The 25,304-nt window shown below is 69.6% G+C and carries 22 protein-coding genes; 10 read left to right on the forward strand and 12 right to left on the reverse strand.

The genetic code is table 11. The features are described 5' to 3' along the window. The first annotated feature begins 35 nt into the window (after positions 1-35). Positions 36-200: a hypothetical protein gene (locus ACZ6TI_RS22185; RefSeq protein ID WP_465346993.1), complete on the forward strand. Its 165-nt coding sequence runs from the start codon at positions 36-38 to the stop codon at positions 198-200. Between the two features lie 50 nt (positions 201-250). Continuing rightward, positions 251-1,429 (forward strand): helix-turn-helix domain-containing protein, encoded by a 1,179-nt coding sequence (locus tag ACZ6TI_RS22190; RefSeq protein WP_465346994.1) that lies wholly within the window; start codon positions 251-253, stop codon positions 1,427-1,429. 32 nt (positions 1,430-1,461) lie between these two features. On the opposite strand, the gene ACZ6TI_RS22195 is transcribed toward ACZ6TI_RS22190, so the two are convergent. The 5 genes from ACZ6TI_RS22195 to ACZ6TI_RS22215 all read right to left on the reverse strand — a co-directional run bounded on the left by ACZ6TI_RS22195 (position 1,462) and on the right by ACZ6TI_RS22215 (position 5,549). After that, positions 1,462-2,232 (reverse strand): MerR family transcriptional regulator, encoded by a 771-nt coding sequence (locus tag ACZ6TI_RS22195; protein ID WP_465346995.1) that lies wholly within the window; start codon positions 2,230-2,232, stop codon positions 1,462-1,464. Positions 2,233-2,260: 28 nt separating this feature from the next. Then, a complete protein-coding gene (locus tag ACZ6TI_RS22200) occupies positions 2,261-3,022 on the reverse strand; it encodes an ABC transporter permease (protein WP_465346996.1) in 762 nt (253 codons plus the stop codon). After that, a complete protein-coding gene (locus tag ACZ6TI_RS22205; RefSeq protein ID WP_465346997.1) occupies positions 3,019-3,783 on the reverse strand; it encodes an ABC transporter ATP-binding protein in 765 nt (254 codons plus the stop codon). The genes ACZ6TI_RS22200 and ACZ6TI_RS22205 overlap by 4 nt, the downstream gene beginning before the upstream one ends. Before the next feature lie 66 nt (positions 3,784-3,849). Next, positions 3,850-4,926 (reverse strand): DUF3616 domain-containing protein, encoded by a 1,077-nt coding sequence (locus tag ACZ6TI_RS22210; RefSeq protein ID WP_465346998.1) that lies wholly within the window; start codon positions 4,924-4,926, stop codon positions 3,850-3,852. 59 nt (positions 4,927-4,985) lie between these two features. Continuing rightward, entirely contained in the window at positions 4,986-5,549 is a 564-nt protein-coding gene (locus ACZ6TI_RS22215) for a DUF642 domain-containing protein (protein WP_465346999.1), read from the reverse strand. Between the two features lie 159 nt (positions 5,550-5,708). Here ACZ6TI_RS22215 and ACZ6TI_RS22220 point away from each other — a divergent pair, with 159 nt between their 5' ends. From ACZ6TI_RS22220 to ACZ6TI_RS22240, 5 genes are all read left to right on the forward strand, one after another. Beyond that, the gene (locus tag ACZ6TI_RS22220) at positions 5,709-6,092 is read left to right on the forward strand and encodes a catalase (RefSeq protein ID WP_465347000.1); all 384 of its coding nucleotides are present in this window, start codon (positions 5,709-5,711) and stop codon (positions 6,090-6,092) included. Next, the gene (locus tag ACZ6TI_RS22225; RefSeq protein WP_465347001.1) at positions 5,983-6,879 is read left to right on the forward strand and encodes a catalase; all 897 of its coding nucleotides are present in this window, start codon (positions 5,983-5,985) and stop codon (positions 6,877-6,879) included. Before ACZ6TI_RS22220 ends, ACZ6TI_RS22225 begins: the two co-directional genes overlap by 110 nt. 68 nt (positions 6,880-6,947) lie before the next feature. Further along, entirely contained in the window at positions 6,948-11,312 is a 4,365-nt protein-coding gene (locus tag ACZ6TI_RS22230) for a glycoside hydrolase family 2 TIM barrel-domain containing protein (protein WP_465347002.1), read from the forward strand. Beyond that, positions 11,309-12,151: a nucleoside hydrolase gene (locus ACZ6TI_RS22235; RefSeq protein WP_465347003.1), complete on the forward strand. Its 843-nt coding sequence runs from the start codon at positions 11,309-11,311 to the stop codon at positions 12,149-12,151. Before ACZ6TI_RS22230 ends, ACZ6TI_RS22235 begins: the two co-directional genes overlap by 4 nt. Continuing rightward, positions 12,144-12,473 carry a cupin domain-containing protein gene (locus tag ACZ6TI_RS22240; protein ID WP_465347004.1) on the forward strand — a complete coding sequence of 110 codons (330 nt, stop codon included), beginning with the start codon at positions 12,144-12,146 and terminating at the stop codon, positions 12,471-12,473. Before ACZ6TI_RS22235 ends, ACZ6TI_RS22240 begins: the two co-directional genes overlap by 8 nt. Positions 12,474-12,657: 184 nt before the next feature. Here ACZ6TI_RS22240 and ACZ6TI_RS22245 read toward each other — a convergent pair whose 3' ends face one another. Further along, positions 12,658-12,954, reverse strand: a complete 297-nt coding sequence (locus ACZ6TI_RS22245) for a hypothetical protein (protein WP_465347005.1) — start codon at positions 12,952-12,954, stop codon at positions 12,658-12,660. Positions 12,955-12,975: 21 nt separating this feature from the next. Between ACZ6TI_RS22245 and ACZ6TI_RS22250 the strand changes: the two genes are divergently transcribed. Then, positions 12,976-13,875, forward strand: coding sequence for a hypothetical protein (locus ACZ6TI_RS22250; protein ID WP_465347006.1), 900 nt, complete (start codon positions 12,976-12,978; stop codon positions 13,873-13,875). Between the two features lie 260 nt (positions 13,876-14,135). On the opposite strand, the gene ACZ6TI_RS22255 is transcribed toward ACZ6TI_RS22250, so the two are convergent. The 3 genes from ACZ6TI_RS22255 to ACZ6TI_RS22265 form a co-directional block, all read right to left on the reverse strand. Further along, on the reverse strand, positions 14,136-14,912 hold the full coding sequence (locus tag ACZ6TI_RS22255; RefSeq protein ID WP_465347007.1) for a sulfotransferase family protein: 777 nt from the start codon (positions 14,910-14,912) through the stop codon (positions 14,136-14,138). A 56-nt stretch (positions 14,913-14,968) separates the two neighbouring features. Then, positions 14,969-15,874, reverse strand: a complete 906-nt coding sequence (locus ACZ6TI_RS22260; protein WP_465347008.1) for a ricin-type beta-trefoil lectin domain protein — start codon at positions 15,872-15,874, stop codon at positions 14,969-14,971. Positions 15,875-15,937: 63 nt separating this feature from the next. Continuing rightward, a complete protein-coding gene (locus ACZ6TI_RS22265; protein ID WP_465347009.1) occupies positions 15,938-16,468 on the reverse strand; it encodes a VOC family protein in 531 nt (176 codons plus the stop codon). Between the two features lie 31 nt (positions 16,469-16,499). Here ACZ6TI_RS22265 and ACZ6TI_RS22270 point away from each other — a divergent pair, with 31 nt between their 5' ends. Then, positions 16,500-17,258: a hypothetical protein gene (locus ACZ6TI_RS22270; RefSeq protein ID WP_465347010.1), complete on the forward strand. Its 759-nt coding sequence runs from the start codon at positions 16,500-16,502 to the stop codon at positions 17,256-17,258. A gap of 6 nt (positions 17,259-17,264) precedes the next feature. On the opposite strand, the gene ACZ6TI_RS22275 is transcribed toward ACZ6TI_RS22270, so the two are convergent. After that, complete coding sequence (locus ACZ6TI_RS22275; protein ID WP_465347011.1) at positions 17,265-19,025, reverse strand: glycoside hydrolase family 3 protein; 1,761 nt, start codon at positions 19,023-19,025, stop codon at positions 17,265-17,267. A 408-nt stretch (positions 19,026-19,433) separates the two neighbouring features. On the opposite strand from ACZ6TI_RS22275, the gene ACZ6TI_RS22280 reads away from it, so the two are divergent. Further along, positions 19,434-23,795, forward strand: a complete 4,362-nt coding sequence (locus ACZ6TI_RS22280) for a S8 family serine peptidase (RefSeq protein WP_465347012.1) — start codon at positions 19,434-19,436, stop codon at positions 23,793-23,795. 110 nt (positions 23,796-23,905) lie between these two features. On the opposite strand, the gene ACZ6TI_RS22285 is transcribed toward ACZ6TI_RS22280, so the two are convergent. Together ACZ6TI_RS22285 and ACZ6TI_RS22290 are read right to left on the reverse strand one after the other, a co-directional pair. Further along, positions 23,906-24,511: a winged helix-turn-helix domain-containing protein gene (locus tag ACZ6TI_RS22285; protein WP_465347013.1), complete on the reverse strand. Its 606-nt coding sequence runs from the start codon at positions 24,509-24,511 to the stop codon at positions 23,906-23,908. Positions 24,512-24,970: 459 nt separating this feature from the next. Beyond that, positions 24,971-25,288 (reverse strand): DUF6176 family protein, encoded by a 318-nt coding sequence (locus ACZ6TI_RS22290; protein ID WP_465347014.1) that lies wholly within the window; start codon positions 25,286-25,288, stop codon positions 24,971-24,973. Positions 25,289-25,304 lie beyond the last annotated feature (16 nt).

Below are 25,304 nucleotides of genomic sequence, written 5' to 3' on the forward strand. Positions count from 1 at the left end.
TCCGGAACGGCCAGGGCGGCGACCTGAACATCGCCATGCGCCGAGCGGTGGTCAACGCCCTCGACTTCCTCGAGCACGACCTCGGCATGGACCGGGCGGTCGCCTACGCCTACCTCTCCGCGGCCGCCGACTTCGAGGTCTCCCAGGTGGTCGACCGCACCACCGGAGTGCACGGCGTCATCCGCAAGAGCGACTTCTGACCGGTACGCGAGCGCACCACGGTCCCGCCGCGCGCGGTTAGCGTCGGGGCATGACCACCGTCGGGGATCGGATCAAGAGCCGCCGGTTGCAGCGCGGCTGGAGCATGCGGCACGCGGCCGGCCGGGCCGGCATCTCGCACGCCACCTGGAGCCGCATCGAGCGCGGCCGGCAGGCGGCGGACAACCGTTTCGTGCTGGCTGACATCGCAGCCGCGCTGGAGTGCTCCCCGGCCGACCTGGCCGGGGTCGCGGTGCCGGCCGGCGACCGGGCCGTGCTGGACGCCCAGGCGCGGGTGCACGCCGTCCGCCTGGCGCTGGTCGACGCCGACCTCACCGAACCGTCCGATCGCCCCGCACCGCCGGTCGCCGAGCTGGCCCGCACCGCCGATCTCGTGGACGGGCTGCGGCGGCAGTGCGACTACGCCGGGGCGATCCGGCTGCTTCCCGATCTGATCCGCGACCTGCACGCGGCGGCGGGAGGCGGTCCGGCGGCCTTGCGGGTGCTGTGCCACGTGACCTTCATGGCCGCTGGTGTGGTGCGCAACCTCGGCCATCCGGCGGACGCCTGGCTGGCCGGCGAACGGTGCCGCGATGCGGCCATGGCGACCGGGGATCCGGTGCTGATCGGCTATGCCGCCCATGCACGAGCGACCGCGGCCACCGCGTGCGGCGCGCTCCGGCGCGGAGTCACGCTCGCCGGACGCGCGGCGGATGAGCTGCGGCCACATCTCGGGGCGCCGGGAGCCGTGGAGATGTTCGGGTCGTTGCAGCTCGCTTGCGCGTATGCCGGGAGGGGGGTGAAGGAGATCGAGGAGAGCCGGGCGCGGGCCGACGAGGCGGGGGCCCTGGCCGCGCGGACGGGTGAGACGACCACGATGGGGCTCTACTTCGGACCGACGAACGTCAACATCTGGCGGATCGGCATGGAGGTGGACGGCGGCGACCCCGGACTGGCGGCGCGAATCGCCCGGGAGACCAACCCGGCGGCCATCCCGCGGAGCTTCCGGCAGGTGTTCTTCTACGCCGATGCCGGCCGGGCCTACGCCCGCCTGCGTAACCACGACCGCGAGGCGATCCGCTACCTGCTGACCGCTGAACGTCTGGCCCCGCAACATATGCACACCTCGGCCCTGGCCGCCGAGACGACGAGGGCCTTGCTCGAGCGCTCCCGCCGCAGCGCCGCCGGCACCGAACTGAGAGGCCTCTGCGAGCGCATGCGCGTGGCATAGCGCCGAGGATCGCACCTGACCCCGGCCGAGGCTTAGATGCGCTCGGAGCGGACCCAGCCGTTCCAGCCTCGCTCGCGCATCAGGTCTCGCATGCGTTCGGCCCCGGGGTGGGCCTGGTTGGCGAGATCGTCCATCAGGTCGAACGGCAGGTCGTCCTCGGCCACCTCCTCCTCGTTCACGACGCCGGCGGCCTCCGCCTCCTCGGCCAGCGCGGCCATGATGTCGGCGGCTTCGACCAGCAGCTCCTCCTTGGCCTCGGCCTCGTCGCCGTCGAGGAGCGCCGACAGGATCCGATAGAGCCGGACCATCCGCGGGTCCTCGAGCGCCGCGAACTTCGCGGGCATCCACTTGCGGATCTCGTCGGGCCAGCGGGCCGCCCCCAGGATCCAGCCGTCCCGCTCGCCCTCCACGATCCGCTCGGACGCCCCGATCTCGCGGAGCCGATCGAGATAGGCGACCACCTCGGGCGGGAGCACCAGCCCGTCGCCGGCGGCCAGCTGCGCGATCTGCTTGCGGGCCGTCTCCAGCCGGTCGATCTCGGCGCGCAGGTGGTTGTCGATCTGTTCCACCGCCGCGGCGAATGTCGAGTCGTCGGCGGAGAGCATCTCGCCGATCCGGGACAGCGGCACGCCGGCTTCGGCGAGGGTGCGGATCTTGATGAGGGACACGGCCGCCGACGCGCGGTACCGCCGGTAGCCCGAGGCGTCCCGCTCCGGCTCGGGCAGCAGCCCGATCTGGTGGTAGTGCCGCACCGCGCGAACCGTGACGCCGGCATAGGCCGCCAGTTGCCCGATCGTAAGCATTCTCGAATCCTGCCCTGGAAAAGTCGGCTCAGCTGATCCGGCGGCGGTAGGTGAGGACGGCGAACACGTAGGCGACGACCAGGAGGCCGACGCACCAGGCGAGCGCGACCCAGATGCCGCTGCCGACCGGTTGTTCGGTGAACAGGTCCCGGACGGTGTTGACGATGGAGGTCACCGGCTGGTTCTCGGCGAAGGCGCGCACCGGACCCGGCATGGAAGCGGTGGGCACGAAGGCCGAGCTGATGAACGGCAGGAAGATCAGCGGGTAGGCGAACGCGTTCGCGCCGTCCACCGAACTGGCGGTCAGGCCGGGGATCACGGCGAGCCAGGTCAGTGCCAGGGTGAACAGGACGAGGATGCCGGCGACCGCGAGCCACCCCAGCACGCCCGCCCCCGACCGGAAGCCCATCAGCAGGGCGATCAGCAGGACCACGACGAGCGAGATCAGGTTGGCGACGAGCGAGGTCAGGACGTGCGCCCACAGCACGGCGGGCCGGGCGATCGGCATCGACTGGAACCGTTCGAAGATGCCGCTCTGCAGGTCTTGGAAGAGCCGGTACGCGGTGTAGGAGATGCCCGAGGCGATGGTGAGGATCAGGATGCCGGGCAGTAGGTAGTTCACGTACCTGCCGGTGCCGGCCTGGATCGCGCCGCCGAGGACGTAGACGAACAGCAGCATCATGGCGATCGGCGTGACGACCGTGGTGATGATCGTGTCCGGGCTGCGGGCGATGTGGCGCAGCGAGCGGCCCAGCAGGACCGCGGTGTCGCCGAGGAAGTGCCGGTTCATTTCTTGCTCCCCACCAGGGTCAGGAAGACGGTTTCCAGGGTTGGCTGCTTCTCGACGTACTCGACCTCGGCGGGTGGCAGCAGCCGTTTGAGCTCGTCGAGGGTCCCGTGCACCAGGATGCGGCCCTCGTGCAGGATCGCGATCCGGTCGGCGAGCTGCTCCGCCTCTTCCAGGTGCTGGGTGGTGAGCAGCACGGTGGTGCCGCTCTCGGCGAGCTTCCGGACGGCCTGCCACACCTCGATGCGCCCCTCCGGGTCCAGCCCGGTGGTCGGCTCGTCGAGGAAGACGACCGGCGGGCTCCCGATCAGGCTCATCGCGATGTCCAGGCGGCGGCGCATGCCACCGGAGTAGGTCGCCACCCGCCGGCCGCCGGCCTCGGCCAGCGAGAAGCGCTGCAGCAGCTCGTCCGCGATCGCGCCCGGACCCTTGAGGTGCCGCAGCCGGGCGACGAGGATCAGGTTCTCCCGCGCGGTGAGGATCTCGTCGACCGCCGCGAACTGCCCGGTCAGGCTGATCGACTCGCGCACGTCGGCGGCCCGGGTCGCGACGTCGAAGCCGTGCACCCGGGCCGTCCCGGCGTCGGCCCGGAGCAGCGTGGACAGGATCTTCACCAGCGTGGTCTTGCCGGCCCCGTTCGAGCCGAGCAGAGCGAAGATGCTGCCCCGCGCCACGTCGATGTCCACGCCGCGCAGCACTTTCAGGTCCTTGAAGGACTTCTCCATGCCCCGCACGTGGATCGCAGGTTCCCCCGGAATGTTCATGCGGACAGCATGGAGGGTTGACGCTGCGTCAGGGTCAAGCGGTGAGCCGCGCGATCGCGGCGTCGATCACGGCAGGCGGACCACGTCGGCGATCACCACGTCCTCGCCGTGGAAGCGGGCCACCGCCGGGCTGTCGTAGACGATCATGGCCAGCTTCTCGTCGATCAGGCCCATGCCCTCGGCGTGGTCGTCGCCCTCGCCGTAGAGCAGGTCGAGCTCGCGGGTGATCAGGTCGTCGCGCACCACGGCCGGCATGTCCACGCCCATCGCGCCGTGCCAGCGATAGATCCGCACCGGCCCGTCCAGGTCCATCGTCGGCCCGGCCAGCACGAGCAGATCCTCCCCCGCCGGGCACAGATCGCGCACGCCCAGCCCATCAAGATCAAGAACATGTTTCCGGTACGCGCGCCCGTCCGCGAACAACCGCAACCGCAACCGCCCGGGCTCAGCCGGATCCACGTACGGCCGCAACTCCAGCACGAACGCCCAGCCCCGCAGCACCGGCCCCCGCAGCCCCAGCAGCACCCGGTCCCCGCCCACCGGGTCGTCGTGCACCGCGATGCCCTCGATGTCCAGCCCGTTGTCCTTGCCCGGAATCGGCAGGAACAGCGCCAGATGCTCGTCGTCGGCGAGTAATCGGCGCAGGTCGTCCTCGGGCGCCAGGGCGGCGGGCAGGTGCGGCGCGCCGTCCACGTCCAGGGAGTGCACCGGCGTGGGCAGGCCGTCGACGGTGGCGACCGGCAGGCGTACCAGAATCTGGCGGTTGGCCTGGCCCTCCACCTTGCGGAGCCGGCGCAGCGCCTTGTCCCCGTGGTGCCTGGCCTTGATCTGCTTGCGCCGCAGGCTGTGCGAGCCGACCGCCCAGAGGAAGTGCCCGGTGCGGGCCAGCCCCTCGATGTCCGCCTCCTCGTCGGCGTCCTCGCCGGGGAGGTCCACGAAGTCGCCGAGCCGGAAGGACCGCTCGTCCGCATATTCCGTGGGGCTGGCCGGGTCGTCCGCGACCAGGCGCTCCAGGGTCGCGGTCTCGTCGCCGGCGATCCACACCACGCTCCCGTCGACGCGCACGGCGGACAGGTTGGTGTGGGTGGCGGCGGCGCGGGAGAGGTGACTGAAGCGCAGCCGGACCGTGTGTTCCAGGGTCATGCTGATCATCGTGTCACCCCTGCCCGACACCGCCGCAAGTGCTGAACGTCAGACCGGGATCAGTGGAACATCGCCGGGCGGAAGCTGACGTCGTCGATGACCGGTCCGCAGTAGCCGGGCGTCGTGGAGTTGATGGTCACTGCGGTGCGGAAGCGCCAGGCCCGGAAGACGACGCTCTTGTGCTTGTACTTCATGTTCAGCGTGGTCTGGTTGGTCTTGTGGTACGCGAAATGCTGCTTGAGGTAGCCGTCGGCCAGAATCGTGCCGGTCTTCACGTCCGGCGCGCAGGCGAAGTTGCCGGCCACCGCGTAGGTCAACCGGTACCGGAGCCCGGGGATGGTCTTGTACTCCCGGGTGACCGCCCCGGCCTCGCTGCCGCTGAGGTCGATCGACTGCACCCCGTCGGCGGCCTGCCAGTAGCCCTTGCCGATCAGGTCGACGCTGCCCTTGGTGACCTCCCACGGACCGATCCAGCCGCCGTTGCCGAAGGTGCTGAAGGTGTTCGCCGCGAGTATCGGCTTCTCGAACGAGTCGCCGGGGCCGGCCGCGCGCGCCGGGCCGGCCGTGCCGAGCACCATGGCCGCCGTCAGCACCGCCGCGCACGCCATCCTGGATGTCTTCATTCGCCTATCCCCTTTAGTTGTCGTCAATCAACTACTGGGAACAGCCAAACGCGGCGAATCACCCGAGGAGCGGCGAATCCGGTAAATACATCCGATCCGCTTGACTTGACCGATTCCAGAGACGGGGTTGGGCGCGCGGGGTGCGGGTACGTCCACGGGATGGACAACGCATCGGAACCCAGGAAGCCCACGACCACGGATGCCGGCGTCCCGGTCGCCAGCGACGAACACTCGCTCACCGTGGGGCCCGACGGGCCGCTGCTGCTCCAGGACCACTACCTGATCGAGCAGATGGCGAACTTCAACCGGGAGCGCATCCCGGAGCGCCAGCCGCACGCCAAGGGCGGTGGCGCGTTCGGCCGCTTCCAGGTGACGCAGGACCTGAGCGCCTTCACCCGGGCCGCGGTCTTCCTCGCCGGGCGAGGAGACCGACGTGATCATCCGGTTCTCCACCGTGGCCGGCGAGCGGGGCAGCCCGGACACCTGGCGGCACATGAACGGCTACGGCAGCCACACCTACCTGTGGATCAATGCCCAGGGTGAGCGCTTCTGGGTGAAGTACCACTTCAAGACCGACCAGGGCATCGAGTTCTTCACCCAGGACGAGGGCGACCAGATGGCGTCCGCGGACACCGACTACCACCAGCGCGACCTCTTCGACCACATCGCCGCCGGGGAGTTCCCGAGCTGGACGCTGCACGTGCAGATCATGCCGTTCGAAGAGGCGAAGACCTATCGCTTCAACCCGTTCGACCTGACCAAGGTGTGGCCGCACGCGGACTACCCGCTGCGCGGGGTCGGCCGGCTCACGCTGGACCGCAACGTCACCGACTACCACACCGAGATGGAACAGGTGGCGTTCGAGCCGAACAACGTGGTGCCCGGCACCGGCCTCTCGCCGGACAAGATGCTGCTGGCCCGCGGCTTCAGCTATGTCGACGCGCACCGGGCCCGGCTGGGCGTGAACTACAAGCAGATCCCGGTCAACTCCGCGCACGTCGAGGTGAACAGCTACTCGAAGGACGGCGAGATGGTCCGCTCGGCGGCCACCCTGCACGCCGAGGACGACGACTGGGGTCAGCCCGGCACGCTCTATCGCGAGGTGCTGGACGACGCCGCGCGCGACCGGCTGGTCACCAACATCGTCGGGCATCTGCTGAACGGCGTCTCCGAGCCGATCCTGCAGCGCGCCTTCGAATATTGGCGCAACGTGGACAAGGGTCTGGGCGAGAAGATCGAGGCCGGCGTGCGCGCCAAGCAGGACGAGAAGGACCCCAAGGCGGGCGAGCAGGGGAATCCCGCACGGTCGGCCATGCAAGCCAAGGCGTAGCCATGGGTTGACGGACGGCGCACGGGCCAGAAGCATCTACTGCGGTCGATGTTTCCCGGAGGTTACCCGTGCGCCGTCCTGCCGTCGTGGTCCTGACCCTGTTGGCGTCCCTGCTGGTGGTGATGCCCGCCTCGGCCGCCGAGCCGGTGGACGTCTACACCTATCTGGACGATCCACAGCTCACCGGCGAGGGGCAGGAGGAGCCGCACGCGGACCTGCGGCCGTACCCCGATGAAGCCGCCGCCCTGGCGCGGACCGCGCCCAACCCGCTGGTCAAGAGCCTGAACGGCGAGTGGCGGCTGAAGATCTTCGACAAGCCGCAGGACGTGCCGGCCGCGTTCCACGGCGCCGGGTTCGACGCGAGCCGGTGGCCCGCCGCGACCGTGCCGCACACCTGGCAGTCCGACTTCATCGACCACCCGATCTTCCGGAACATCCCGAGCGAGATCGTGCCGGACGACCCGCCGCGGGTGCCGCGCGACGTCAACCCGACCGGCGCCTACGTGCGCGACTTCCACCTGCCGGCGGACTGGGCGGGCGGCCGCGTCTTCCTCCGCTTCGAGGGCGTGACCAGCAACTACCTGGTCTGGGTCAATGGCGCCTACGTCGGCTACGACCAGGGCGGCTACACGCCGGCCGAATACGACATCACCGACCGGCTGCGGCCCGGGAAGAACACCGTCGCCGTGCAGGTGCACCGCTGGGGCTCGGGCGCCTATCTGGAGGACGTGGACCAGTGGCGGTACAGCGGGATCTTCCGGGACGTCACGCTCTATCGCACTCCGCAGACCCGCATCCGCGACGCGTACATCACCACAGACCTGGACGCGTCCTATCGCGACGCCGTGCTGACCGCCCGCGTCAAGGTGGCCGGGACGCCCGGCACGGTTCAGGCGAGGTTGTTCGACGGGGACCGGCAGATCGCCGCGGTGGAAAGTCAGGGTTCGACGCTCACCATGCCGGTGGCCGACCCCAGGAAGTGGAGCGCCGAGGAGCCCAACCTCTACACGCTGGTGCTCCAGACCGGTGAGCACATCACCTCGCAACGCGTCGGCTTCCGGGAGATCGAGATCCGGGACAAGACGATCCTGGTCAACGGCAAGCGCATCCTGATCAAGGGAGTGAACCGCGCCGAGACGGACCCGGACACCGGCCGGCACAACAGCCGCGCGGCGATGCGCAACGACGTCTTCCTGATGAAGAAGCTGCACGTCAACGCCGTCCGCACCTCGCACTACCCGTCCGACCCCTACCTCTACGACCTGGCCGACGAGCACGGCCTGTGGGTCGACGACGAGGTGGACATCGAGACGCACAACCACGAGAGCTGCCCGAACAACTGCCTCGCCGACCGGCCGGAGTGGCAGGCCGCGTTCGCCGACCGGTTCCGGGCGATGGTCGAGCGGGACAAGAACCACCCGAGCGTCATCTTCTGGGACACCGGCAACGAGGCCGGGCTGGGCGCCGCGCACTACGCGATGGCGGCCTGGGCGGACGCCAACGAGCCCACCCGCCTGCTCTACCACCAGTCGAACAGCCCGGACGGCGACGCGCCCTACGCCGACGTGGACGGTCCCCGCTACCCGACCCCGCAGCGGCTGGAGAACCGCACGCTGAGCAGCGCCAAGCCGATCGTGATGGGCGAATACGCGCACGCGATGGGCAACGGCCTCGGCAACTTCGACCAGTTCTGGGCGCTGGCCCGCAAACATCCGTCCATGCAGGGCGGCTTCATCTGGGACTGGGCCGAGCAGAACCTCCGCCAGCCGCTCTACGTCCTGGACGACAACGCGTTCCTGGTCGGCAAGCCGGCGGTGAAGGACGGCGTCATCGACCTCTCCGGCCTCGACGACTTCGTCGACGTCTTCCGCGACCGCAAGTTCGACCTCACCGGTCCGTTGCGCCTCGAGGCCCGGGTCGAGCCGGGTGCGTGGTCCGGCAGTTTCCCGATCCTGACCAAGGGCCTGGGGTACGCGCTGCAGATGCGCGACCGGGACACCCTCGAGTTCGGCGCCGACATCAACGGCTGGACGACCGTGGCGGCCGACGTGCCGGCCGACTGGTATGACAACTGGCATTCCGTGGCCGGCTCCTATGACGGCGGTGCTCTGCGACTCTTCATCGACGGCGCCGAGGTGGCCTCCCTCCAGCGCTCCGGCGCCGTCGACCCCGGGCTGTTCGAGGTGAACATCGGGCACAACGCCGAGACCCAGCAGGACAACGACCTGTGGAGCGCCCGCACCGGTCACGGCCGGCTCGACTACGCCCGCATCTACGGCAGCGGCCCGGATCCCGTGCTGTCCCTGGACTTCGACAGCGTGCAGCGCCGCGGCGACTTCCTCAGCCTCGGCATCAGCCTCTCCGGCACCGACGGGCTGGTCGGCTCGGACCGCTATGTGCAGCCGGAGACCGCGGAGATGGCCTGGGCGCAGGCCCCGATCCGGATCACCTCGCCGGGCGCCGGCCAGGTCCGCGTCCAGAACGAGCAGACCACCGGCACGCTCGCCACCCGGATCGACTGGAAGATCACCGAGCAGGACCGCACGCTGGCATCCGGCTCCCGCACACTCTCGCTGGCGCCGTCGCAGACCGTCGACCTCTCCCCCGGCACCGGCCCGCCGAATCCGGCCGATCGCGAGCGCTTCCTGACCGTCACCGCGGTCAGCACGCAGGACGTCGCCTGGGCCCGCGCCGGCTGGGTGCTGGGTCAGGGTCAGTTCGCGGCCGGCGGCCGGGCGGTCCCCGGCATCCTCCCCCGCCCGGTACGCGGCGCGCCCGCACTCGTCGAGGCCGACGGCCGGGTGACCGTCTCCGCCCCCGGATTCAGCTACCGCTTCGACGACGGTGTCTTCGCCTCGATGCGGGCCGGCGGCCGGGAGTTGCTGCGCGGCGGTCCGGTGCTGGACGTGCTGCGACCGCCGACCAGCAACGAGACCTATGACTGGGGCACCGACGACCGGCGGGTCTGGCACGACATCGGCCTGGACGCGCTCACGTCGACGGTGACCGGGGTGCGCACGAGCACCGAGGCGGACGCCGCCGTGGTCGAGGTGACCAGCCGCCACGCCGGCATCAGCATCGCCTTCGACCAGAAACTGACCTACCGCATCGACCGGCGCGGCACCATCACGCTGCGCCAGGAGGTCACGCCGTCCGGGGCGGGCACGGCCGCGCTGCCCTATCTGCCGCGGGTCGGGCTCTCGATGCGGGTGCCGCAGGCGATGCGGGAGTTCGCCTATCACGCACGCGGTCCGCAGGAGACCTACAACGACCGCAAGAGCGGCGCGGCGATGGGCGTCTACCGCAGCACGGTGGACGACGAGTACGTGCGCTACTCCCGCCCGCAGGCCAACGGCAACCACACCGACGCGCGCTGGGCGGCGCTCACCGACGGCCGGCACGGTCTGCTGGTCGGCGGCATGAACGACGTGAGCGTGACCGCGTACGACGACCTGGACCGCGCCGAGTACGACCACCAGTTGCCCCTGGTCAGGAACCCGGGCTGGGTCACGTTGCACGCGCTGGCCGGCGAGACCGGCATGGGCGAGACGCCGAACTCGGTGCTCGCGCCGTTCCGGCTGCCGGCCAACCGGTCCTACGCCCAGGATCTGGTGCTGCGGCCGCTGACCACGGCGGAGGCGGCCCGCGGCGGGGTGCCGAACTCGGACGTGCCGGCGCCCTGCCCGCCGACGGTCACGATCGACGCGCCGGACACGGTCACGCCGGGCAGCCCGGCGGCGGTGGACGTGACCGTGGCGGCGCAGTGCGCACTGTCGAGCGCGACGGTGACCTTGGACGCGCCGGACGGTTGGACCGTCACGCCGTCTTCGGTGACGTTGAGTGGCGCCGGGACGGCCACCTTCCAGGTCACCGCGCCGGCCGGCACCGATGTGGGCACTCATCCGCTGACCGCGACCGTGGTGAGCACCTCGCCGGAGGGCTTCACCACGACCACCACCGCGTCGGCCGAGGTCGCGACGCCGCTGCCGGAGGGCTATGCCTGGGTGAGCGATCTGCCGTTCGAGGCGGTCGCCAACGGGTGGGGGCCGGTGGAACGGGACATGAGCAACGCCGAGCAGCCGGCCGGGGACGGTGGGCCGTTGACGATCGCGGGACGCGCGTACCCGAAAGGGCTCGGGGTTCATGCTCTCTCCCGGGTGACCTTGCCGCTGGGCGGTGACTGCACGCGTTTCCGGGCGGACGTGGGTGTCGACGACGAGACGGGATCGGGCGGATCGGTGGCGTTCTCGGTGTGGCTGGACGGGGTCTCGGTGTGGGACTCGGGGCGGGTCACCGGCAGCGGCGGCGCGGTCGCGGCCGACGTCGACCTGACCGGAGCCGGCACGCTGGAGCTGCGGGTGACCGACGCGGGCGACGGCAACGGAAACGACCACGCGGACTGGGCCGCCGCGCGCCTATCCTGCTCCGGGTGAGCGTGCGCGCGATCCTCGACACCGACACCTTCAACGAGATCGACGACCAGTTCGCGGTGGTCTACGCGATGCTGTCGCCGGAACGGATCCGGCTGGAGGCGCTCTATGCGGCGCCGTTCCACAACGACCGGTCGACCGGCCCGGAGGACGGCATGGTGAAGAGCTACGAGGAGATCCGGCGCCTGCTGGACCGGCTGCCCGAACCGCATCCGCCGGTGCTGCACGGTTCCCGCAGCTGGCTGCCGGCCGCCCCGAGCCCGGCGTCCGAGGACCTGATCCGGCGGGCCCGCGCCTCGGACGAAACACTGCACGTCCTCACCATCGGCGCGCCGACGAACGTGGCCGCGGCACTGCTGGCGGCCCCGGACATCGCCGAGCGGATCGTGGTGGTCTGGCTCGGCGGCAACCCGCGCTACTGGCACCGGGCCGTCGAGTTCAACGCCGAGCAGGACCTGGCCGCCTCGCACGTGCTGCTGGACGGCGGCGTCCCCCTGGTGCACGTGCCCTGCCGCAACGTCACCGAGCACCTCCGCACGACCAGACCCGAGATCGACCGGTACGTGCGCGGCACCGGCCCGATCGGCGACTACCTGGCGAACATCTTCGACGACTACGTCCCGGACGACGTGGCAGCGTCGAAGGTGCTGTGGGACATCGGCGTGGTGGCCTGGCTGATCGACGAGACCTGGGTGCCGACCGCGCGCGTGCACAGCCCGCTGCTCACCGCGGACGGCACCTGGAGTCACGACCCGGCCCGGCACCTGATTCGCGAGGCGCTGTCGGCCGATCGGGACCGAATCTTCGCCGACCTCTTCGGTAAACTCGCCGCCCATGGCTGACGTGACGCGGGACGTCCTGTTCGACGTGCACCTGGCCCGGCCTCTGCTGGTGGGCCATCTCGAGGCGCGCCGGATCCGGATGGGCCCGGGCGTGGCGGCCGGCCCGCATGTGCACAACGGCCCGGTGGTCGGCACCATCATCGAGGGCTCGGCAATCTTCCAGATCGAAGACGGCCCGGAGAAGATTCTCGGCCCAGGCGACGCATTCTTCGAGCCGGCCGGCGTCCGAATCACCCGCTTCGACGCCCAAGAGGATGGCGTGGTGTTCGTCGCCTTCTTCCCACTAACCGACGGCCAGGCCTCCGAGATGACCACGCTCTAGCGAAGCTTCGAACCCAGCCAAGGCTCTCAGGGACGTCCTCCGCGCCGTAGGCGGAGACAACAGATCCGCACCGATCAACGGCGCTCTGCGAGAGGCGGACGGAGACGTGCGCCCTCAGTTTGACGACGCCGTAGCCCATAGCCCCTCCACGGCCGAGGTAGTCACCGACAAAAATGAGCGTCAATCACGTTGTTGCAGGCTGCGACAATGAGGCCGACTGTCGGGCTGCTAAGGCCATCGTTCTGTTGCGCAGAAAGGACAGGGCGCCAATGGGTCGAGATGGCGTGCCAAGTTCACTGGACGCGGAGAGCCGCTTAGTCACCGATTCGAGGACCTGCGGATCAGCGACTTCACCATTCATGGTGAAGTCTATCTTCATGGTGCGACTGATTTCGATTTCAGCCAGCGTGAAGACTTTTGGCACACGGTCATGACGAACGAACGAGTCGTCATTCCCGATCGAGTCTTGGACGCGGCCCACGACTTCCTCCTAATATTGGACTTGAGCGCAGGTGAAATTGATCGCGACCTCTTCTTCAGTGCTCAGAGACGGGGAGCAGCGGACTATACGGCCATCTTTAAGCGCGAGCAGAAAGACCTACAGAGCCAACGAAACAGGATCGCGGACAGTATTGCAGGGATGATACTCATTGCTCCGCTAATTCGGGCAGGGGTCCTGGTCCCTGTGGGATCTACTCAGTACTTCCCCTTTGGACCGGACGAAGATATTCCGGTAACCGGCATGACCGACGTCCTTTACGGACCAGCCTCCCTTCTTTGCGAGGACCCCTATATAGCCTGGGTAATCTCCAACCGGGTGATGCGTCTTCCCAAATGGGAGGCGCAGGTCCTTGAAATTGGATCCGGATACAGCCCAATCATCACTGCTCAACGCATGCTCGGATTTGAAGGATCCAGTGATGAAGTCGAAGTGGCCGCAACCATCGAGAAAACAGTTGACGAACTCATCGCTTCATACGGCAAATCCTCGACAGGCGACAGTGACGATCTGCACGCGAGCATGCAGAATGCGGTGACTCTCAATTACATTTTTAGGCACACTGGGTTTCGGTCATTAACGTCAAACCACTTTGCCGCCACACATATGTGCCGGTCTTCCATGGCACTGATCGAGGGTATTTCGGAGGATCGGGTTGGCAGCTTCGATCCATTTACGATGGCGGCCCGATACAGCGTGCCGAGCCTCCGACATGTCGCGGTATCGGATCTGATTCGATTGCGGCTCAACGAAGAGGTCTATGCAGAGTTTCGCGAGTGCATTACAGACTTGGTTTTGAGTTCGACCCCACGCGACCTTGACCGAGGATTCCTTGATTTTCAAGAAGTCGTCCGCGATCGCCAAGAGAAAGGTAGCAAGTTCTCTAAGTGCAAACCATCGTGATATCGAGACCGCGTGTTCGATCTTGTCGTCCGTAATTCGTCCTTGATGCATGACCCCGTTCTTGAACATGTCAGTCCAAAGACGATCAGACGTTAGCGATCGACGCTTTACCGGCTGTCAAGTCCGCATCGACCGGCCCGTTCCAGCCCGACTCGATCTCGTCCACGTCGGCTCGACAGATGAGATTCGAGTCATCGCCAGCCGTCCGGCATGGGAAGCATCGCCACCTGCCGAGTGCGTGCCGGAGCCGGATGGAGACGTCAGGCCTTGGCGGGGTAGACGCTGTGCCGGTGGCTCAGCACATTCTGCACCGCCTCCTCGTCGAAGGGCTCGCCCAGGAAGTTGAAGAGTTCGCGGATGTGGCCGGTGTCGGCGTGGATTCGGTCGTATTCGAAGTGGAAGTGCCGGTGGTCGGATGGGATCTCGCGCAGCCGCTCGTCGGCGGCGCGGATCTTGGCCTCGGCATCCTTCACGTCGACCCACCAGCCGCTGCGGGCCACCGCGGCCGGATCACGGTGGTTGAAGATGATGCGCGCGCCTGGGAAGGCCTCCCGCAGGAACGCCAGGTATTCGGTCAGGTCCTTCATGTGCTGCGGCGTGTAGCGGATCTCCTTGAAGCCCAGCACCCGGTCGCCCGGCTCGGGGCGCAGCACGTTCGCCACGAAGCTGCCGACCAGGTCGGCGCGGAAGGCGTGCTCTCGGATCAGCGGGGCGCCGTACCAGCCGCTGTGCGGGATCAGGTCGTCGGTGCTGGAGAACTTCGTGCGGGCCTTCGCCACCGCCGCGTCGGCCTGATAGAGCCGGTACAGCGTGTTGTAGTTCTCGCCGCGGATCCGGTAGCCCGGGATCGCGTTGAGCAGGCCCATCAGCAGCGTCGAACCGGACCGGCCGTAGGTCACCACGAACACCCAGTCGTAGTCGCTGACCGGGCTCGACCGGCGCGACGCCGCGTGCAGGCCGCGGCGCAGCAGGCGGCTGCCGGCGTGCCGCAGCGGCGACAGCAGGCGCCGGACCGGGCGTGGGATGTGTTCGCGCATGGTGCCGACGAACGCTAGACACCGTCGGTGGCCGGCAGACCAACGTCAGATGTACGTCAGGGCAGCACCCACGTCTGACCGCTCCCGCCGCACTCGGCGAGCACCACGTCGCCGTTCCCTGGTCGGGTGAGGCACTGGCCGGTGCCGACGTTGATCAGGGTGTTGCCGGACCGGGCCCGCCACTGGCCGGCGTCGCCGTCGCCGCAGCTCTGCAGCTTGACCTCGCCGCCGGTGGACTGCGCGCACGAACCGCTGACCCGCAGCGTGCCGTCCGCGGCGAGGGTCCAGCGCTGCGAGGAGGTGCCGTTGCAGCCGCGGTGCGCCAGGCTGTCGCCGAGCAGGATGATGCCCGCGTCGATGTCGAGGCAGTCGCCGCCGCCGGTGATCGGGCCGGTGCGGTCGCTGCCGGGCGGCGGCGCGGTGGTGGGCGCGGGCGGCCCGGCGGGCGGTTGCACGCTGGGCGGCCCGGACGGCTTGCCGCCGGTCGCAGCCCCCGCGGCGGCCGGGCGGGACGACTGGCCGCCGCGCGACGGCGACGGCGAGGTGGAGGACGACGCGGACGCCGAGGCCGACCCCTGGGGCGTGGTGGATCCGGTGGCCGGCGGACCGCCGCCGGGGAGGCCCAGCACGGGCGCGTTGGCCGCGGGCGGCTCCTCGTCCTCGGAGCCCGGCCACAACGCGAACATCGTCACCACGACCGCGACCACCAGCGCGAGGCCCGAACCGATCAGCCAGAACATCTGCCGGCGGTCGTTGTCGCCGGTGACGGCGTGGCTGCGTGGCGCGCCCGGCGGCGTGGGCGTCGGCAGCACGGGCACCTCGAGGGTGCCGTCCGCGGCGTCGGGTCCGGCCTCAGGCTCGGGCGGCGGCTCGTCGATGAAGTCGCCGCTGCCCTCCGGAAGCACGTACGGCCGGATCAGGACCCGGTCGCCCTCGCTCTGTTCCGCCATCTCGTCCCGCACCCGATTCTCCCCACGTCGCCACACAAGGGACGCCGGGTGCAGAAGCTACCTGGATCGAGATCATTAGTCACGTTCTGAAGAAACCAGGGTCTCGCCCTCGAAGATGCCCAGGGTCTCGCGGTAGAGCTCGATGCCGACGCCGTTCGGGTCGCGGATGTAGAGGCTGTCCTCGACGCCGCGGTCCGGTCCCAGGTAGTCGATGCCGGCCGCGTCCAGGCGCTCCTTGGCCGCGGCGAACTGCTCCGGGCTCACCGACAGCGCGATGTGCTGGACCCCGCCGATGGTCTCCTGGAAGTCCGGGTGGTCGTGGCCCGGGAAGTCGAAGAAGCCGAGCAGCGTGCGGTTGCCGACGTCGAAGAAGAAGTGACTGGACCCGGCGTAGTCCCGGTTTTCCACCAGCTCCACCAGCGGAAACCCGAGCAGGCCCTGGTAGAAGCCGATGGTGGTCTCCACGTCGCGGCAGATCAGCGCGGCGTGGTGGATGCCGCGGGCGGCCGACGCGGGGCGCTCGCCGAGGGGCTTGAGGTATTTGTCACGCAGCACGGCTCGCCGTTCACGAACGGCTTCCAGCTCCGCACCTTCGGGTTGTGGCATGGGCTGCTCCTCTCGGTGGGATCATCCTGCCATGGTGTTTCCGGTCTACGGCGCGACCGGCGGCGAAGTGGGCGGGCCGGCCGGTCACAGTTACGCGGTCGTGCTCTCCGGCGCGGCCGCCGAGCGCTCCGAGGTGCTCGCCGCCCTGCGCGGCATCAGGTTCAGCGGCTGGCTGGCCCAGCCCGAGGACGGCTGGCTGCCGGCGGTCGCCCGCCCGGCCGCCGGGACGGTGGCGAGCGGCCGGCGCGGCGTGATCGGGGTCGGCGCGGCGCTGGCCGAGCGGTTCGACGTGCCGGTGCTCGCGGTCCGGGTGCTGAACGACCGGCAGCTGATGCTGGCCGCGTGGGCCGAGGGCGAGGAGGCCGGGGTCTATGTGAGCGACCCGTCCAAGGAGCCGGGCGCGGACGAGGACACCCTGGACGAACCCCTGGGCACGATGCACGCGGACGCGTTCGCCGCGGTGTGCGACCGGCCGGACGCCGGTGACGACCTGGGCGATCTGCTGTCCGAGCACCTCGACCCGGAGAGCACGATCGAGTCCGAGCGGCTCGGCCGGGTGGCCCGCCTGCTCGGACTGCCGACCTGGCTGGTCGCCGCCGCCACGCTCCCCCGCGACATCCCGACCGGGCCGGGCCGTCGCGACCTGACCCGGCTGGGCGCGGGCGTGCCCGGGCTGCCGGGCATGCTCACCGGCTGGGCCGCCGGCGTCGTGCGCAAGCGGCGGCCGCCACCCCCGGCGATCGCCGACCCGCCGATCGGCAGCAGCGGGATGGACCCCTGGCTGATGTGAGGACCGTCAGAGGCCGTGCCCGATCGGATAGAGCGTGCCGGTGCCGTCCGCCCGCGGGATGCTGACCGGGAGCCGGCCGCCCGGGTCGATCTCGCCGTAGAGGGCCCGGGCCAGCGACTCCAGGGACGCGGCCGTGTAGCCATAGGTCGCCAGGTAGGTCGGCGCCTCCGGGAAATGGGCGATGTCATAGGGGTTGCGCACGCCCGCGACCACGACCGGTTTGCCGGTGGCCAGCAGGGCCCGGACCAGCGCGTGCTGGCCGGTCGAGGCGGCGGCCGCGTTCATCGTGGACACCACGATCAGGTCCTGGGTCGCGGCCACGGCGGCCACCGCGTCGATCGTCGCCGCGGTGGGGGCGGTGCCGGTCTCGCGCACGGTCACCGTCTGCCCGCGCCGGCCGATCGCCGCGCCCAGCGTGCTCGTGGTCGTCACGCCCCAGCCGGTGACCAGCACGTTGCGCGGTCCGGCGGCGAGCGGCAGCAGGCCGGCGTCGTTCTTCACCAGCGTGGTGGTGTGGTCGGTGATCGCCCGCTCGGCGGCCTGATGGGCGGGCGCGCCGACGACCGCCGCGGCCCGGTCCGGGCTGACGAACGGCTTGGCGAACAGGCCGCGCTTCAGCTTGAGCCGCAGCACCCGGGCCACCGACTGGTCCAGCCGGCGCATCGAGATGCGGCCGCTCTGCACGGCGCTCAGCACCGCGGCATGGGCGGTGTCCATCTGCGGCGCCAGCACGAGCTGGTCGGCGCCCGCCTCGAAGGCCGCGACCGGCGCGACGTCCGGCGGGTAGGTGCCGGTCGCCCCGCCCATGTCCAGCGCGTCGGTGACGATCAGGCCGTCGTAGCCGAGCTCCTCGCGCAGCAGCCCGGTGAGGATCGGGTGGGACATGGTGGCCGGGGCGCCGCTCGGGTCGACCGACCGCAGCACCACGTGCGCGGTCATGATGGTGTCGACGCCCTCGCGGATGGCGGCCCGGAAGGGTGGCAGGTCGATCGCCTCGAGCTGCTCGCGGGTGTGCGTGACCTCGGGCAGTCCGAAGTGGCTGTCGGTCGCGGTGTCACCGTGGCCGGGGAAGTGCTTGGCGACGGTCGCCACCCCGCCGGCGTGGTAACCGCGCACCTGGGCGGCGACCATGCTCGACACCAGGGCCGGGTCGGCGCCGGCCGACCGTACCCCGATCACCGGGTTTGCGGGGTTGACGTTGACGTCGGCGACCGGCGCGTAGTCCTGGTTGATCCCGACGGCCGCGAGCTCGGCGCCGATGACCTGGGCGGAACTCTTCGCGTCGCGGGTCGAGCGGGTCGCGCCGAGGGCCATGTTGCCCGGCATCGCGGTGGCCGGGGCGGTGAGCCGGTAGACCACCGCGCCGCCCTCCTGGTCGGTGGAGATCAGCAGCGGGATGTGCGGCCCGGTGCGCAGCGCGGCGGCCTGCAGTCCGTTGGAGAGCGTCGCGATCTGCCGGGGGTTCTGCACGTTGTCCGGCCCGCGCCGGGCGTCGAAGTAGATGACGCCGCCGGGCTGGTATTTGTCGATCACCTCGGCCGGGGTGTCCACGCCGTAGAGCGCCTGGTTGCGTGCGGCCGCCGCGGGCGTGACCGTGCGCGCGTCCTGGCCGTAGACCTCCACCACGAAGAGCTGGCCGACCTTGTCCCGCACCGACATGTGCCGGAGCATCCAGGAAACCGTGCCATCATGGGCGCCCGCCGGCACCGCCGTGGCGGCCAGCACCGTCCCGAACGCGACAGCGAGAACGCAGATCCTTCTCCACACGATCCATCACCCCCATAGATCGGCCTCACTCTACGCGCGCTCCGATTCGCCGGCATGAAAGTCGCGTCCGTGGGGAACCAGAAACAGGCCGCCCCCGTCCAACGGAGCGAAATCATGCGCTCACGCTGGGCATACTCGACATGATCAGCAAAGAGAGCAGTTTCTCAGCAATCGATGGTGCTGAACTGCTCACCCCGATGCTTGATCGGCTGTCGTCGATCCTCTTAATGTCCTGATCGGGCAGCCGGCGTGTGACCCGCCCCGGGGGCCTGGGCGTAGGGCTCGTCCGTACCGATACATCCCCAGCGGTCCGGCGCGTCTTCTGACCCTTCACCATGGCTCGTTCCATTCCTGGGTCGTCCTGAAGGAGACAGCATCAGCATGTCAAAACGTCCACAATGGAGACGTGTGGCCAGATCCCTGGTCAGCGCCGGCGCAGCCGCCGTCGTTGCCGCGGGTCTGATGGCCGCGGCCGGCACGCCGGCGCAGGCCACGCCCGCCAAGGCGACGGCCAAGGCCGACAAGATCCGGCCCGAGCTCGCCACCCAGCTGCAGGCGAAGAAGGAGGCCGACTTCTGGATCCGCTTCGCCGCCAAGGCCGACCTGGGCAAGGCAGCCGCCGGTAAGGACTGGGGCAAGCGGGGCACCGAGGTCGCGGCCGCTCTGAAGAAGACCGCCGCCGCCAGCCAGGCCGAGGTCCGCAAGCAGCTCGACGGCGCGGGCATCAAGTACCAGACCTTCTGGGCCACGAACGCGATCAAGGTCAGCGGAGGCTCGACCGCGCTCGTCCAGAACCTCGCCGCCCGCTCCGACGTCGAGGGCCTCTACCCCTCGATCCAGGTCAAGGTTCCCGAGGTCACCAAGGGCACCGACGAGAAGACCCCGAACGCCCTCGAGTGGGGCATCGCGAACATCAACGCCGACGACGTCTGGTCCCAGTACGGCGTCGAGGGCCAGGGCATCGTGATCGCGAACATCGACACCGGTGTTCAGTTCGACCACCCGGCCCTGGTGAACTCGTACCGTGGCAACAACGGCGACGGCACGTTCGACCACAACTACAACTGGTTCGACGCGGCCGGCAGCTGCTCCGCTGCGCCCTGTGACACCAACGGTCACGGCACGCACACCATGGGCACGATGGCCGGCGCCGACGGCGCGAACCAGATCGGTGTCGCTCCCGGCGTCAAGTGGATCGCGGCCAACGGCTGCTGCCCGTCCGACGCCGCGCTGATCACCTCGGGCGAGTGGATGCTCGAGCCGACCGACCTCGCGGGCCAGAACCCGGACGCGAGCAAGCGGCCGAACGTGATCAACAACTCGTGGGGCACGACCCTGCCGTCGAACGACCCCTTCATGGAGGACGTCACCAACGCGTGGACCGCGTCCGGCATCTTCGGCGCCTGGTCCAACGGCAACAGCGGCCCGAGCTGCCAGACGTCCGGTTCGCCGGGCTCGCTGGTCAGCAACTACTCGGCCGGCGCGTACGACATCAACAACAACATCGCCAGCTTCTCCGCCCGCGGTGTGGGCCAGAACGGCGAGATCAAGCCGAACATCTCGGCGCCGGGCGTGAACGTGCGCTCCAGCGTCCCGGGCAACGGCTACGCGAGCTTCAACGGCACCTCGATGGCCTCGCCGCACATGGCGGGCACCGTGGCGCTGCTGTGGTCGGCCGCTCCGGCGCTGGTCGGTGACGTCGCCGGCACGCGGGCGCTGCTCGACGGTTCGGCGGTCGACAAGGCCGACGCGCAGTGCGGTGGCAGCACCGCCGACAACAACGTGTACGGCGAGGGTCGCCTGGACGCGCTGGCGCTGCTGAACTCCGCCCCGATCGGTGACACCGGCACCCTGGCCGGCACCGTGAAGGACGAGGCCGGCGCTCCGATCGCGCGGGCCACGGTCACCATCACCGGCCCGGCCACCCGCACCCTGACCACCAACGCGAGCGGCGCCTTCTCGACGCTGCTTCCGGCGGGCGAGTACTCGGTCGCGGTGACGGCGTTCGGCTACGTCGGCAAGACTGTCACGGCGACGGTCACCACCGACGCCACCACCACGCTGAACGTCGTGCTGGCCGCCGCGCCGAGCGTGACGATCAGCGGCGCGGTCACCGACGGCTCCGGCCACGGCTGGCCGCTCTACACCAAGGTGAGCGTGCAGGGCGCGTCCGGCGTGTCCGACTACACCAACCCGGTCAACGGCCGCTACAGCTTCTCGCTGCCGGCTCAGGCCACGTACACGCTGGTCTACGAGACGCAGTACCCGGGCTACGAGACGGTCACCAAGGAGGTCACCGTCGGCACCGGCAACGTGGTGAGCAACGTGGCCGTCCCGGTGGACACCGACGCCTGCTCGCTGGCGCCGGGCTACGAGTACGGCTCGGACGGCCTGTTCGAGACCTTCGACACCGACGCCACTCCGGCCGGCTGGACCGTCGTGGACAACGCCGGTCAGGGCCAGAGCTGGGTCTTCAACGACCCGGGCGCCCGCGGCAACCTGACCGGTGGCAGCGGCAACTTCGCAATGCTCGACAGCGACTTCTACGGCCCCGGCAACACCCAGGACGGCTCGCTGGTCAGCCCGATCGTGGACCTGACCGACGTCGCCGCCCCGGTGGTGCGGTTCAACCAGGACTTCAACTCCCTGGGTGACGACTTCGCCGACGTCGAGCTGAGCATCGATGGCGGGGCCACCTGGTCCACCATCCTGTCGCAGCCCGAGGACGCGCGTGGCCCGAAGGTCACCGAGATCGCGATCCCGCAGGCCGCGGGTCAGAACGACGTGCAGGTCCGCTTCCACTTCTACGACGCCTCGTACGCCTGGTGGTGGGAGGTCGACAACGTCCTCGTGGGTAGCGAGGTCGCCTGCGCGCCGACCGACGGCGGTCTGGTGGTCGGCCACGTCAAGGACAAGAACACCGACGGCTACATCAACGGCGCGACCGTGACCAGCAACGACGCTCCGGGCGAGAAGGCCGTCACGACGGCGACCCCGGACGACACCGGGCTGGCCGACGGCTTCTACTGGCTGTTCTCGTCGAAGACCGGGGCGCACCCGTTCACGGCGACGGCGAGCAACTACGGAAGCCAGACCAAGACGGTCGACGTCGAGGCGGACTGGACCACCCAGGCCAACTTCGAGCTCGGCGCCGGTCGCCTCGTGGTGGAGCCCACCGCGATCAGCGGCACGGTGCAGATCCCGAACGGCAAGGTCACCAAGTCCTTCAACGTGACCAACACCGGCAGCTCGCCGGTGGAGGTCGAGTTCGGTGAGCGGGAGGGCGACTTCACGCTGCTGAAGGCGGATGGCAGCAAGGTCACCAAGGCGCAGATCCTGGCCTCGGCCGGTGCTCCGCTCCAGCGGATCGCGGTGCCCACCTCGTTTGCCAGCAAGGGCGCGAAGGGTGCTGCTGCGGCCAAGGGTGCGCACGCCGACCCGTGGACCGACATCGCCGCGTACCCGCAGGTCGTGATGGACAACCGGGTCGTCAACCTGGACGGCAAGGTCTACTCCATCGGTGGCGGTGACGGCAGCGCTTCGACCACGAAGAGCTTCGTCTTCGACCCGGTGGCGGGCAGCTGGGCGCCGATCGCCGACCTGCCGGGCGCTCGCAACGCCCTGACCGTGGGTGTTCTCGACGGCAAGATCATTGCCACCGGTGGCTGGGGCGAGTCCGGCCCGGCCGCGGACACCTGGGCCTACGACCCGGGCGCCAACAGCTGGGCGGCTCTGGCCGACAACCCCGCGCCGCGCTCCGCGGCCGGCACCGCGGTCCTCGACGGCAAGCTGTACGCCATCGGCGGCTGCACCACCTCCGGTTGCACCCCGATGTCGAACGACGTGGTCGCGTACGACCCCGGCGCCGACAGCTGGGCGACCGTGGCGGACTACCCGAAGTCGCTCGCGTTCCCCGCCTGTGGGGCCGTGGACGGCAAGATCTACTGCTCCGGTGGTAACGACGGTTCCGCGTCGCAGACGGCTGGTTACGTCTACGACCCGGCCGGTGACGCCTGGGCCGCCATCCCGAACTCCCCGGCGGACCACTGGGCATCGTCGAACGCCGTCGCCAACGGCAAGCTGATCGTGGTCGGCGGCGTCCAGAGTGGCGCGGTCACCAACGCGGGCTTCGCCTACGACCCGTCCGCCGAGACGTGGACGGCGCTGCCGAACTCCAACCAGCCGCGGTACCGCGGTGGGGCCGCGTGCGGCTTCTACAAGGTCGGCGGTTCGTCGGGTGGCTTCAACGCCACCGCCGAGAGCGAGGTGCTCCCCGGCTTCGAGGAGTGCGCCGTGGGCGGCGCGGACGTGAGCTGGATGTCGCTGGACAAGACCTCGGCGACGCTGGCTCCGGGTGCGAAGGTCACGGTCCGGGTCACCCTGACCGGCAACGTCGACCAGCCGGGTACGTACACCGGTGGCGTCACCATCAAGGAGAACACCCCGTACACGGTGCCTCCGGTGGACGTCACCATGATCGCCAACCCGCCGAAGACCTGGGGCAAGCTGACCGGCAAGGTGACCGGTGCCAGCTGCGCCGGCGTCACCGCGCCGATCAACGGCGCCACGGTGCAGGTCAACTCGTGGGCGGCGGCGCTGTCGCTGAGCACGAACGCGGCCGGCGAGTACGCGTACTGGATCGACAAGCGCAACAACCCGCTGACGCTGATCGTGGCCAAGGACGGCTGGCAACCCCAGACGCGCAAGGCCCGGATCACGGCCGGCGGCGAGACGGTGGAGGACTTCCAGCTCACCCCCACCCGCTGCTAGGCAATAGATAGGAAGTCCGGCCCGCCTGTCCCCGTCAGGCGGGCCGGATCCTTTACCGGCACAGCAGAACCGCGGAGCAGCAGATGCTGCTCCGCGGTTCTCGTCTCAGGTCAGCGGCTGGCCGCGAGCCGGAAGCCGACGCCGCGGACCGCCTGGATGGTGGCCGAGGCGCCGATGCCGTGCAGCTTGGCCCGCACCCGGCGGACCACCGAGTGCAGATCGGAGCCACGGCCCAGCAGTTCGTTGCCCCACACCTCGTGGTGCAGGCGCTGATAGGTCCAGACCCGGCCGGGCGCGCCGATCAGGCAGTTGATGAAGTCGTACTCCAGCGGCGTCAGCCCGATCTCGCGGTCGTGGCAGCGCAGCACGCGCCGGTCACAGTCGACGCTCAGCCCCGGCTCCACCGGCGGCAGCACCTCGACCGGCTGCGGATGCATGACCACGGTGCGCGGCTCGAAGTCCTTGTCCATCGGCCGCACCGCCTCGGTCACCATCACCCGGGCGTCCGCCGCGTGCGCGGCGACCGTGTGCGCCATCGCCCGGGCCGGCGCCTCCTCCGTGACCATCGGCGCCGCCGCCGCGCCGGACGCCAGCCGCGCGACCAACTCCCCGATCTCCACGTCGGGCTCGCCCACCCCGCCCAGAATCTGCCGAGCCTGCTCGACACTCGACACGATCAGAAACGCCTCGGTCTCGCCGAGCAACTGAGCCAGCATCTTACGATCATCGGCGGATGATGCTATTCCGACGGCCAGATACCCGATCGGACTCCCCGTCATGTCCCACCCTCTCCGGAATCCCCCGCATTTCTCCGGGATGACTTCAAGGTGACGTCAGCCAATTGACGCCAGACCCTAGTGCCGTTCTGTCACGGCATGGTTAAAGGTTGGGCGAGCGTGACGTCGTGCCGCCACACGACCGTGACCGCGGCTGGTCACCCAGACCGCAATCACCCCCACATCACAGCTCAAGCTGCCCAACTGGGAAAACTCATGGACCGTCATCACTGTCAGGGTAAGGCGACGCGACCCGGGAGGATGGTGGCACGGTTGCGCCAAGTCGCATCTATGCCACCCCGTTGACGTACGAACTGACGGGTATTCGTTTCGGTGACGTAAACAAAAACGAACGGGATTGCCCCGGACCACAGTAAACAGCCCAAATTGCGCGGTTCGTCAAACGGTCACGTCGAGCAGCAGGGTCGCGTCGTGCGGGCCGTCGACCACCTCGGACAGCGCCGCCTTGTGCTCCCGGTCGATCGGCAGCTCGGACGCCTCGAAGACCCGCCGGGCGCGCTCGTGGTCGGCGCTCTCGGTGGCATAGACGAGCAGCGGCCCGTCACCGGTGTGCACGAGGTAGGCCATCTCGTGCGTGATGCCCTCCTGCACCAGCGTCTCGCGCACCTCGTCGACGCGGCGGTTGAGCTCGGCCATCCACCCCTCGAGCCGGTCCACCCGGTCGGCCTTGATCCGCACCACCCTGATCTGCATCATCGCCACAGTCTGACAG

This window comes from Actinoplanes sp. NPDC051388, assembly GCF_055586225.1.

Excerpts from the sequence above, each read along its gene's own strand:
- ACZ6TI_RS22185 (WP_465346993.1), top strand. The coding sequence starts at position 36 with ATGCGCCGAGCGGTGGTCAACGCCCTCGACTTCCTCGAGCACGACCTC.
- ACZ6TI_RS22190 (WP_465346994.1), top strand. The coding sequence starts at position 251 with ATGACCACCGTCGGGGATCGGATCAAGAGCCGCCGGTTGCAGCGCGGC.
- ACZ6TI_RS22195 (WP_465346995.1), bottom strand. The coding sequence starts at position 2,232 with ATGCTTACGATCGGGCAACTGGCGGCCTATGCCGGCGTCACGGTTCGC.
- ACZ6TI_RS22200 (WP_465346996.1), bottom strand. The coding sequence starts at position 3,022 with ATGAACCGGCACTTCCTCGGCGACACCGCGGTCCTGCTGGGCCGCTCG.
- ACZ6TI_RS22205 (WP_465346997.1), bottom strand. The coding sequence starts at position 3,783 with ATGAACATTCCGGGGGAACCTGCGATCCACGTGCGGGGCATGGAGAAG.
- ACZ6TI_RS22210 (WP_465346998.1), bottom strand. The coding sequence starts at position 4,926 with ATGACCCTGGAACACACGGTCCGGCTGCGCTTCAGTCACCTCTCCCGC.
- ACZ6TI_RS22215 (WP_465346999.1), bottom strand. The coding sequence starts at position 5,549 with ATGAAGACATCCAGGATGGCGTGCGCGGCGGTGCTGACGGCGGCCATG.
- ACZ6TI_RS22220 (WP_465347000.1), top strand. The coding sequence starts at position 5,709 with ATGGACAACGCATCGGAACCCAGGAAGCCCACGACCACGGATGCCGGC.
- ACZ6TI_RS22240 (WP_465347004.1), top strand. The coding sequence starts at position 12,144 with ATGGCTGACGTGACGCGGGACGTCCTGTTCGACGTGCACCTGGCCCGG.
- ACZ6TI_RS22255 (WP_465347007.1), bottom strand. The coding sequence starts at position 14,912 with ATGCGCGAACACATCCCACGCCCGGTCCGGCGCCTGCTGTCGCCGCTG.
- ACZ6TI_RS22265 (WP_465347009.1), bottom strand. The coding sequence starts at position 16,468 with ATGCCACAACCCGAAGGTGCGGAGCTGGAAGCCGTTCGTGAACGGCGA.
- ACZ6TI_RS22270 (WP_465347010.1), top strand. The coding sequence starts at position 16,500 with ATGGTGTTTCCGGTCTACGGCGCGACCGGCGGCGAAGTGGGCGGGCCG.
- ACZ6TI_RS22285 (WP_465347013.1), bottom strand. The coding sequence starts at position 24,511 with ATGCTGGCTCAGTTGCTCGGCGAGACCGAGGCGTTTCTGATCGTGTCG.
- ACZ6TI_RS22290 (WP_465347014.1), bottom strand. The coding sequence starts at position 25,288 with ATGATGCAGATCAGGGTGGTGCGGATCAAGGCCGACCGGGTGGACCGG.